The sequence below is a fragment of the Brevibacterium sanguinis genome (assembly GCF_039528855.1).
GTDB classification, from domain to species: Bacteria; Actinomycetota; Actinomycetes; order Actinomycetales; family Brevibacteriaceae; genus Brevibacterium; species Brevibacterium sanguinis.
In genome coordinates, this window is sequence record NZ_BAAAMB010000010.1 from 318,394 (window position 1) to 328,037 (window position 9,644).

The 9,644-nt window shown below is 70.7% G+C and carries 8 protein-coding genes; 7 read left to right on the forward strand and 1 reads right to left on the reverse strand.

The window, feature by feature from the left end:
* Positions 1 to 28 precede the first annotated feature (28 nt).
* Positions 29 to 820 (reverse strand): GntR family transcriptional regulator, encoded by a 792-nt coding sequence (locus ABD154_RS13385; RefSeq protein WP_344251418.1) that lies wholly within the window; start codon positions 818 to 820, stop codon positions 29 to 31.
* A 256-nt stretch (positions 821 to 1,076) separates the two neighbouring features.
* Here ABD154_RS13385 and ABD154_RS13390 point away from each other — a divergent pair, with 256 nt between their 5' ends.
* The 7 genes from ABD154_RS13390 (at position 1,077) to ABD154_RS13420 (ending at position 9,634) form a co-directional block, all read left to right on the forward strand.
* Positions 1,077 to 2,219, forward strand: a complete 1,143-nt coding sequence (locus ABD154_RS13390) for an extracellular solute-binding protein (protein ID WP_344251419.1) — start codon at positions 1,077 to 1,079, stop codon at positions 2,217 to 2,219.
* Complete coding sequence (locus tag ABD154_RS13395) at positions 2,216 to 3,103, forward strand: ABC transporter permease (RefSeq protein WP_344251420.1); 888 nt, start codon at positions 2,216 to 2,218, stop codon at positions 3,101 to 3,103. The genes ABD154_RS13390 and ABD154_RS13395 overlap by 4 nt, the downstream gene beginning before the upstream one ends.
* Positions 3,088 to 3,990, forward strand: coding sequence for an ABC transporter permease (locus tag ABD154_RS13400; protein WP_344251421.1), 903 nt, complete (start codon positions 3,088 to 3,090; stop codon positions 3,988 to 3,990). The genes ABD154_RS13395 and ABD154_RS13400 overlap by 16 nt, the downstream gene beginning before the upstream one ends.
* Positions 3,987 to 5,090: an ABC transporter ATP-binding protein gene (locus ABD154_RS13405; protein WP_344251422.1), complete on the forward strand. Its 1,104-nt coding sequence runs from the start codon at positions 3,987 to 3,989 to the stop codon at positions 5,088 to 5,090. Before ABD154_RS13400 ends, ABD154_RS13405 begins: the two co-directional genes overlap by 4 nt.
* Positions 5,087 to 5,764, forward strand: a complete 678-nt coding sequence (locus tag ABD154_RS13410; protein WP_344251423.1) for an HAD family hydrolase — start codon at positions 5,087 to 5,089, stop codon at positions 5,762 to 5,764. Before ABD154_RS13405 ends, ABD154_RS13410 begins: the two co-directional genes overlap by 4 nt.
* Positions 5,761 to 6,645: an endonuclease/exonuclease/phosphatase family protein gene (locus ABD154_RS13415; RefSeq protein ID WP_344251424.1), complete on the forward strand. Its 885-nt coding sequence runs from the start codon at positions 5,761 to 5,763 to the stop codon at positions 6,643 to 6,645. The genes ABD154_RS13410 and ABD154_RS13415 overlap by 4 nt, the downstream gene beginning before the upstream one ends.
* Before the next feature lie 154 nt (positions 6,646 to 6,799).
* The gene (locus tag ABD154_RS13420) at positions 6,800 to 9,634 is read left to right on the forward strand and encodes an ExeM/NucH family extracellular endonuclease (RefSeq protein WP_344251425.1); all 2,835 of its coding nucleotides are present in this window, start codon (positions 6,800 to 6,802) and stop codon (positions 9,632 to 9,634) included.
* Positions 9,635 to 9,644 lie beyond the last annotated feature (10 nt).

The window sequence follows — 9,644 nt, forward strand, 5'->3', positions numbered from 1 at the left end:
GCCGTTGTCTCAGGCCCAGTCGACTCCCTCAGGCCCAGTCGACGTCGTCGGACGTCAGCCAGCTGAGGGGATTGACGTTGCGTCCGTTGGTGATCGCCACGGACAGGTTGTTCGCCAGGTAGCGGTCCTCGGAGACCTCGAGCGGGCGGCCCGCCGCGTCCCGGCTGCGACGGACGTGGCGCAGCAGCGGGCGGCCGCGGGCGACGTCGAGCAGCGCCGCATCCTGGATGCCGCAGACGATGGCGGAGAAGACGTGGTCGGCTCCGGCGAAGACGATGCCGTGGACGTCGGCGAGGTGACGGGTGACCGATCCGAGGTCCGCGGGCAGCGCCTCGATGATCTGCCCGAGGCTCTCGGGGTAGCGGGTGCGCTCGACCATGACCTTCTCCCCGTCGAGCGTGCGCACGCGCAGCACCGCGAGCACCCGGGCGCGCGGATCGACGCTCAGCGCAGCAGCGGTCCGCTCGCCCGCGATCTCCCAGCTCTGCTCGACGACGAGTCCGCCGGGAGTCCGTCCGTGGGCGCTGGCCCATTGGGCGAAGCTGCGGAACTCCTCGGCGATCGCGGCGGGCCGGGGCACCCTGAGCACCGATTTGCGCACGCCGCGCCGGCCGCTGATCGTGCCTTCGGCGACGAGCAGTCTCAGCGATTCGCGCACTGTGCCGGGAGCGACGCCGAACTCCTCGGCGAGCACCGTCTCGGCGGGCAGGTTGTCCCCGACCGCCAGTCGTCCGTCGCGGATCGCGTCACGGATCTGCTCGGCGATCTGCTCGTAGCGCGCACCCGTCTGGCCGTTCGCCGCCGCCTGTCCCGTGGTCATGGGCCCCCTCTCCACTCCCGCCATCATTCCACTCTGCCAGAACGGGCCCGGAACCCGGGTCCGCGAATTCACCGAGTCGTCACCACGCTTCCACTCCACGGTCAATGTTCACTGGTGAAGTACAACTGTCGCACTCAAGTTCACCAGTGAACTCATGGTGTGATCCGCCCGACATCTTCTAGGGTGGGAATCGTTCCGCCCCTTCCGCACGACCCGAGTGCGCCCTGCGCACACAGTCCGAAAGGCGAGTTCAACCATGTCCAGAATCACGCGCACGCTCACAGCAGTCGCAGCCGCAGGAACCCTTGCCGTTCTCGCAGGATGCGGATCCGCCGCCGCCGAATCCGATGAGTCGGCCAACTGGCGCCAGGCCACCTCCGTCGCCGAGGGCGGGGGCATGGATGCCCTCATCTCCGCGGCACAGGCCGAAGGCACCCTCAACGTCATGGGCCTCTACCCCGACTGGGCGAACTACGGGGGCCTGCTCGACGCGTTCTCGGAGAAGTACGGCATCGAGATCAACAACGACACGTCCTCCGGCTCGAGCCAGGACCAGATCAATGCGGTGAAGAACCGCGTCGGCCAGGACACCTCGCTCGACTACCTCGACACCGGCGAGTCCTTCGCCGTGACCTCGACGAACGAGGAGCTGCTCGCGAACTACACCCCGGAGACCGCCGGTGACCTGCCGGAGACCATGAAGTCCGCCGACGGCACGTGGTACAACCACCTCGGCGGCACGGTGGGCATCGGCTGCGACGCCGCCGCCGTCGAGACCTGCCCGACGAGCTTCGCCGACCTCCTCGATCCGCAGTACGAGGGCCAGGTCGCGCTGCCGGGCGATCCCACCACCGGTGAGTCCGGCTTCATGATCGTCTATGCTGCGGCACTGGCCAACGGCGGCAGCCTCGATGACATCCAGCCCGGGATCGACTACTTCGCGCAGCTCTCCGACTCGGGCAACCTCATCCCGTCCGAAGCGGTCTCCGGCACGGTCGAGACCGGGGAGACGCCGATCGTCCTCAACTGGGATTACCTGCTGCTGCAGTGGGCCGACGACGTCCGGGACTCCGGCGTCGACCTCACGACGACGATCCCCTCCGACGGGACCGTCTCCTCGTACTATGCCGCCTCGGTCAACGCCGACGCCCCGCACCCGGCTGTCGCCCGCCTGTGGCAGGAGTTCGTCTTCAGCGACGAGGGGCAGAACCTCCTCCTCCAGGGCTACGTCAAGCCCGGCCGCCTCGACGCGATGGTCGACGCCGGAACCGTCGACGAGGAGGCGCTCGGCAAGCTGCCCGAAGCCGCGACGAGCGAACCGGCACCGCAGCCGAACGAGGAGCAGCGCGCCTCGCAGCAGCAGGTGCTCGCCGACAACTGGGCCCAGGCCGTCGGATGACCCTGCCGGCCGCAGCCCCCTCCCGTCCGGGTCGGCGAGTCCTCTCGCCGGCCTGGGCGGCCCTGGCACCGCTGACGCTCATCCTCACGGTCTTCTTCGCCGTGCCCGTCATCGGCATGGTCGTCACCTCGCTGCTCGTCCCCGGTGACGCGGGGCAGGAGCCGAGCCTCGGCCTCGCGAACTTCGCCTCGCTCGGCTCGGGCTCTCGGTCGCTGGCTCTGCAGAACAGCCTCGTCCTCTCCTTCGCCGCGGCGACGGTCGCGACGGTCGCCGGCGGGATCTGCGCATGGGCGCTCTCAGCTGTGCGGTCGAAGGTCGTCGGCGCGATCGCCGCGGTCGTCTCGAGCGTGCTCGCCAACGACGGCGGGGTGCCGCTGGCGTTCTCCTTCATCGTCGCCGTCGGCAACACCGGCTACTTCGTCTCGCTGCTCACCGCGCTCGATCCGTCCTTCACCCTCTACAGCGTCAAGGGCCTCATCCTCATGTACCAGTACTTCCTCATCCCGACGATGATCCTGCTCACCCTCCCGAGCTTCATCGCCCTCAAGCGGGAGTGGCGGGAGGCGAGCGCGTCCCTCGGGGGCACGTCGTGGGTCTTCTGGCGCCGGGTCGGGATCCCGGTCCTCACCCCCGCCGTGCTCGGCGCGTGGCTGCTGATGTTCGGGGCCGCCTTCGGCACCCACGCCTCGGCGGCGGTGCTCATCGGCACCGGAGCGTTCCCGCTCATCCCCCTCGAGATCGCCGGCCAGCTCGCGAGCTCCGCGGCCACCGGCGGCGAGGGCACGGCGATGGCGCTCGGCGTGACGACCGGAGTCGTCGCCGTCATCGTGCTCATCGCCTTCAACGCCCTGACGAAGAGGAGCGCCGCATGGCTCGATCGCTGAACCCCCGCCTCGGCGAGAGCAGGACCGCCCGCACCCTCACGTGGCTGCCGCTCATCGCCCTGGCGATCTTCGTGCTCACCCCGCAGCTGAGCTCGCTGACGTATGCGTTCTTCCGGACCGACGGCACGTTCACCACGGACGGGCTGACGGGACTGGCCGACTCCGGAGCGATCGTCGCCCCGCTCATCCGCAGCCTCCTCATCGCCGCGCTCACCTCCCTCGTGCTCATCGGCACGCTAGTCCCCGCCGTCGTCGCCGTCCATCTCTGGGCGCCCCGACTGCGGTCGCTGCTCTCCATCCTCTGCACCCTGCCGCTCGTCATCCCCGCGATCGCCATCGCCGCGGGCATGACGACGGTGCTGCGGGGACTCGCGTCGAACGGCCGCGGCAGTCTCGGCATGGAGATCAACCTCCTCCTCCAGGCGGAGAATCTGCCGCTCGTGCTCGTCGGCACCTACGTCATCCTCTGCCTGCCGTTCACCTACCGCTCGATCGACGCGGGACTCTCCTCCCTCGATCTGCGCACCCTCCACGAGGCCTCGGCCTCCCTCGGCGCGGGTCTGCGGACCACGCTGGCGCGCGTCGTCGTGCCCAACATCCGCGGGTCGGTGATGTTCTCCGCGTTCTACGCCTTCGCACTCTCGATCGGGGAGTACACGATCGCGGCCACCCTCTCGATCAACACCCTGCCCGTCTTCCTCAACACCCTCTCGGACGCGAACTTCCGCGGGTCGATCACCCTGTCCGTCCTGCTCAACCTCACCACCTGGCTGCTGCTCGCGACCGCGACCATCAGCGCCTCACGATTCGACCGACGCAGCCTCGGCGACGCGGCAGCCCCCGCCGCCGCGGCCGCCGCGCCGCAGAAGGAGACCCAGCCCGCATGATCCAGACGACCGCTCCGGAGCGTTCGCGCCCGGCCGCAGCACTTGCCTCCGACCCGAAGTCCGTGACCTTCCGCGGTGTGGTCAAGTCCTTCGGGACCACCCGCGTGCTCACCGACGTCGACATCGACATCGCCGCCGGGTCGATGGTGAGCTTCCTCGGGCCCTCCGGGTGCGGGAAGACGACGACCCTGCGCATCCTCGCCGGATTCGAGTCCGTCGACTCCGGCGATGTCCTCGTCGGCGGGCGGTCCGTCCTCGGGCTCCCGCCCAACCGCCGCGACATGGGCATGGTCTTCCAGGGCTACAGCCTCTTCCCCAACCTCACGGTGAGCGAGAACATCGAATACGGTCTGCGCATCCGGAAGGTCGATGCCGGCGCGCGCGCCGCCCGCCGCGACGAGCTCCTCGAGATCTGCGGCCTCGGCAATATGGGGCCCCGCTTCCCCCACCAGCTCTCCGGCGGTCAGCAGCAGCGCGTGGCACTCGCCCGGGCGCTGGCGACCCAGCCGCAGGTCCTCCTCCTCGACGAACCCCTCTCGGCACTCGACGCCACGGTCCGCGCCGCGCTGCGCGACGAGATCCGGCGGGTGCAGCAGTCCCTGGGCACGACGACGGTCTTCATCACCCATGATCAGGGCGAGGCGCTCGCGATCGCCGACCGCGTGGCCGTGATGAGCGCCGGACGCATCGCACAGCATTCGGCTCCCGAGACCGTCTACGCCCGCCCGGCCACGCCGTTCGTCGCCCGCTTCGTCGGCACCGTCAACGAGTTCGCCGTCCCCGCGACCTGGCGCCCGGACGATCGTCTGCCGGTCGACACCGACGGCACCGAGGTCGTCTTCGTCCGCCCCGAGCACCTCGCGATCACGCCGTCGCCCGACGGGACGCTGGCGGTCACCGGCACGACCTACACCGGCGAGCGCACGATGGTCCGGCTCGGTCGCCCTGACCGCCTCGGCGCCGGGCCGGGCACGTGGTCGGCGTCGCTGTCCTCGGCCGACGCCGCGCAGCTGCGCCCCGGGGACCGCGTCAGCGCCCGGGTCACCGCCGCTCCTGCGCTGCGGGTTCCGCGCGCCGAGGCGGGTGGGGCGTGGGCGTGATCGACACCGCTCTGCCCGTCCGCGCGGCGATCTTCGACTGCGACGGCATCCTCGTCGACTCGGAGCGGCCCTGGCTCGACCTCATGGCGTTCCATCTCGAGCGGCTCGGCGCCGACCGGGCCGCCGCGGAGTCCTTCCGCGGTCTCACCGCCGCCGAGGCGGTGGCCCGTCTCGACGCAGCGCGAACCGGCACCGCCCCGGTCCCCGCCGTCGCCGAGGTCGACCGCGCCTACAGTGCGGCCCTGACCGCGGTGTCGGCCCCGATGCCGGGGGTGCCAGAGCTCGTGCGCGCGCTCTCCGGCACCGTGCCGATCGCGGTGGCGAGCAACGGTCGCCGCGCGGACGTGCGCGGGCTGCTCGACCGGACGGGACTGCTGCCGCACTTCGACGAGGTCGTCACGATCGACGACGTCGCCCGCGGGAAGCCGTTCCCCGACATCTACGAGCAGGCCGCCCGGGCGCTCGGCCTCACCCCCGCCGCGGCCGTCGCGTTCGAGGACTCGCGCGTCGGTTCGCAGGCCGCTCACACTGCCGGATGCACCGTCATCGGCGTCAACGCCGATCCGTCCGTCGCCCTCGTCTCCGCTGTGCGCCTGGCGGACCTCACGCAGCTGCGCTTCGATCCTGTGACCTCCACCCTCCACCTCGACTCCCGAAGGGGCGACGACCGATGACCTTCACCCTCCAGACCTGGAACGTGTGGTTCGGCGGCCGGGAGGTGAACTACGGCCAGGAGAAGCAGTATGCGATCGCCGCGCAGTTCCCCGCTGAGATCCTCGCCGTCCAGGAGTGCTGGGGAGCCGCGGCCGAAGCGCTCGCCCCCAAGCTCACCGCCGCCCTCGCCCAGTCCGGCCCGGACGTCGCAGTGCTGAGCACCGGGGAGGCCACGGCCGTCGACACCGATACGATGCCCTTCGCGCAGGCCGCCCTCGTCCGGCCGGTGCCCGAAGGCCCGCAGATCCTCGTGTGGTCCGTCCATCTCGCGCCCTACCCGTACGGCCCCTATCAGGCGCTGGCCGGCCGGGGACAGGAGATCGCCGACGCCGAGGAGGCTGAGCGTCTCGCCCAGATCACCGCGGTGCTCGCAGAGACCGAGCGCATCCTCACCGCCGCGGGCGACCCGGAGATGCCCGTCGTCATCAGCGGCGACTTCAATGCCCCGGCGACGCTCGACTGGCATGCGCGAGCGGACCGGCCGAACACCCGGTGGGCGAGCACCGACGCCGTGCTCGCCGCCGGGTTCGTCGACACCTATCGGCACATCCACCCGGACCCGGCCGCGACTCCCGCCGACACGTGGTCCCCGATCGAACCGCTCCCCACAGACGAGGGCGGCGGCGAACCGCGGGACAGGATCGACTTCGTCTTCTCCCGCGGGCTCGACGTCCTCGACGCGGTGGTCCGCGGCTGCGTGGCCGCCGGCGAGGAGCACCCGCGCTCCGGGTTCGCCGATGTCGGCGGACGCTGCGCGCTCATCCCCGGTCACCGGGACAATCGGTTTCCCTCCGACCATCAGCTCGTCGAGACGCGGTTCGCGTTCCGTGTCGGTCCCTGAGTGTAGGCTCGGTCACAGTCAGCGCGTTCAGTGGACTGCCCGAGTGTTCACATCGCGTTCACATGGTTGCCGTCGGCGTCGACCAGTGGGCCGATAGGGTGCAAGGGATCCGTCCGTCACGTCCGCGTGTGCCCACTGATCCCGAAAGGCCTCCATGAAAGCCTCGTCCTCCCTCGCCTCCGCCGCCGCTCTCGGCCTCGTCGCCGGTCTCGGACTCGTCCTGCCGACCGCCTCGGCGAGTGCTGTGACCGCTCCGCACATCAGCGAGATCGGCTACACCCTCGACACCGACTTCATCGAGATCGCCGCCGACCCCGGCACCGACCTCTCGGGATGGACCGTCGGCTCGGTGACCCGCGGCGGCAGCGTCCAGGCGGCGGAGAACGTCACCACGGTCCCCGACGGCACGACCGTCGGCGACTCCGGTGCCCTGGCCGTCGAGGTGCCGATCACGAACTCCGTGAACTCCGGATCGGCCGCCGACGGCAGCTACGGGGCCTCGGCATTCGCGATCGACGACGCGGGCACGCTCATCTCCTTCGACCAGATCGGCGGCGTCACCGGCGGCAGAGGCGTGACGGGCAGGGCGAACACCCACACCCCCGACCCCGTCGTCGACGAGGAGGCGACCCCCACGGGCGCCACGGCCACCGGCGGTCAGTCGATCCAGCTCATCGACGGGGCCTGGAGCGCGGCACCTCCGACTCCGGACGCCCTGCCCGACGACGGCGGCGACGGCGGCGACCCGGCTCCTGAGGACGTCACTCCGATCGCCGACATCCAGGGCACCGAGGACGCCAGCCCGATGCAGGGCGAGACGGTCAAGACCCGCGGGGTCGTCACGGCCGCGTATCCGACCGGCGGACTCGGCGGCTACTTCGTCCAGACCGCGGGCTCCGGCGGGGCCGACGACGCCACACCCGGTGCCTCCGACGGCATCTTCGTCTACTCCCCCGACACCGTGGCCGACGTCAGCATCGGCGACTTCCTCGAACTCACCGGCACCGCCTCGGAGCGCTACGGGCAGACGCAGCTGACCGTCTCCGCCTCCGGGATGACCCGCCTCGACGAACCCGCCGAGGCGGTCAAGGCCGTCGAAGGCGCCTTCCCCGACGATGCCGCCGAGCGCGAGGCCCTCGAAGGCATGCTCGTCCAGCCCTCCGGCGAGCTCACCGTCTCCGACAACTACAACGCGAACACGTACGGCGAGATCGCCCTCGCCACCGGCGACGGCGTCCTCCGCCAGCCCACCGACGTCGCCCGTCCCGGCAGCGCCGAGGCGGAGGCGATCGAGGCCGAGAACCTCGCCCGCGAGGTCATCCTCGACGACGGCGCGACCGTCGACTACCTCGACAGCGACCAGGACGTGCCCCTGCCCTACCTCAGTCAGGACGCCCCCGTGCGCGTCGGCGCGGCCGCGACCTTCACCTCACCGGTCGTCCTCGGCTTCGGGTTCGACAAGTGGCGGTTCCAGCCGACGACGCAGCTCACCGGCGACAACGCCGAGGCGGTCCAGCCGGCGGAGTTCTCCGACACCCGCAGCGCGGCACCCGAGGAGGTCGGCGGCCAGGTCAGCCTCGCGAGCTTCAACGTCCTCAACTACTTCACGACGACCGGCGACCAGCTCTCCGGCTGCACCTACTACGAGGACCGCGAGGGCAACCCGATCACCGTCCGCGGCGGCTGCGATGCCCGCGGTGCGGCCAACGCGGAGAGCCTCGAGCGGCAGGAGACGAAGATCGTCGAGGCGATCAGCGACCTCGACGCCTCGGTCGTCTCCCTCATGGAGATCGAGAACTCGGCCCGCTTCGGCAAGGACCGCGATTCTGCCCTGCAGACGCTCGTCACCCGCCTCAACGAGGCGGCAGGCACGGAGAAGTGGGCGTTCGTCCCCTCCCCGACCGACGTTCCCGCTGCCGAGGACGTCATCCGCACCGCCCTCATCTATCAGATCGCCGAGGTGGCCCCGCAGGGCGAATCGGTCATCCTCGACGATGAGGATGCGTTCTCCAATGCCCGCGAACCCCTCTCCCAGGCGTTCGCGCCGAAGGACGACGCCGGCACCGCCGAGACGGAGAAGACGTTCGTCACTGTGTCCAACCACTTCAAGTCGAAGGGCTCGGGCGAGGGCCCGGGCAACGAGGACACCGGCGACGGTCAGGGCTTCTCGAACGCCGACCGCGTCAAGCAGGCCAACGCCCTCGTCGACTTCGCCGGCCAGCAGCAGACGGCGGCCGACACCGACTACGTCTACCTCCTCGGCGACTTCAACTCGTACACGCAGGAGGACCCGATGCAGGTCTTCTACGACGCCGGGTACAAGGACGTCGCCGCGGAGATGACCGACGGGTCGACGTACGTCTTCCAGGGCCGCACGGGCAGCCTCGACCACGTGCTCGCCCTCGATGCGGGCGACGCCGAGACGGCGTTCGACGCCGTCACCGGTGCCGACATCTGGGACATCAACTCCGTCGAGCCGATCGCCTCGGAGTACAGCCGGTTCAACTACAACGTCACCGACCTCTACTCCCCCGACCGCTACCGCGCCTCCGACCACGACCCCGTTCTCGTCGGGATCTTCGACCCCGAAAGCGGCACCGGCGGTGAGGACGCGGAAGCCTCGGCGGACGCAGACGCGGGTGCGGGTGCGAGTGCGGCAGCAGCGGCTGACGGCGGCGCGGACGCAGGCGACGGCGGGGACGCAGGTGCCGACGACGGGAACTCAGGCGCCGACGACGGCCAGGATGACGCCGACGGAAGTCAGAACGATGCCGACGAGAACGGCGGTTCCCAAGCCGACGACAACGGCTCCGGCTCCCAGGGCGCCGGTGACGAGAACGCGCAGAACACCGCGGGACCCGGCGGGAACCTGCCGCGCACCGGTTCCGAGCTCGCTCTGCCCGTCTCGATCGCCGCGGGACTCCTCCTCGTCGGGGCCGCCTCGGTGATCATCGCCCGGCGCCGCCGTGAGGGCGGTGCCGAGCACTGAGGATCGGGGG

Bases quoted from the DNA above. Each gene is read 5' to 3' on its own strand.
- ABD154_RS13385 (WP_344251418.1), bottom strand. From the start codon at position 820: ATGACCACGGGACAGGCGGCGGCGAACGGCCAGACGGGTGCGCGCTAC.
- ABD154_RS13390 (WP_344251419.1), top strand. From the start codon at position 1,077: ATGTCCAGAATCACGCGCACGCTCACAGCAGTCGCAGCCGCAGGAACC.
- ABD154_RS13395 (WP_344251420.1), top strand. From the start codon at position 2,216: ATGACCCTGCCGGCCGCAGCCCCCTCCCGTCCGGGTCGGCGAGTCCTC.
- ABD154_RS13400 (WP_344251421.1), top strand. From the start codon at position 3,088: ATGGCTCGATCGCTGAACCCCCGCCTCGGCGAGAGCAGGACCGCCCGC.
- ABD154_RS13405 (WP_344251422.1), top strand. From the start codon at position 3,987: ATGATCCAGACGACCGCTCCGGAGCGTTCGCGCCCGGCCGCAGCACTT.
- ABD154_RS13415 (WP_344251424.1), top strand. From the start codon at position 5,761: ATGACCTTCACCCTCCAGACCTGGAACGTGTGGTTCGGCGGCCGGGAG.
- ABD154_RS13420 (WP_344251425.1), top strand. From the start codon at position 6,800: ATGAAAGCCTCGTCCTCCCTCGCCTCCGCCGCCGCTCTCGGCCTCGTC.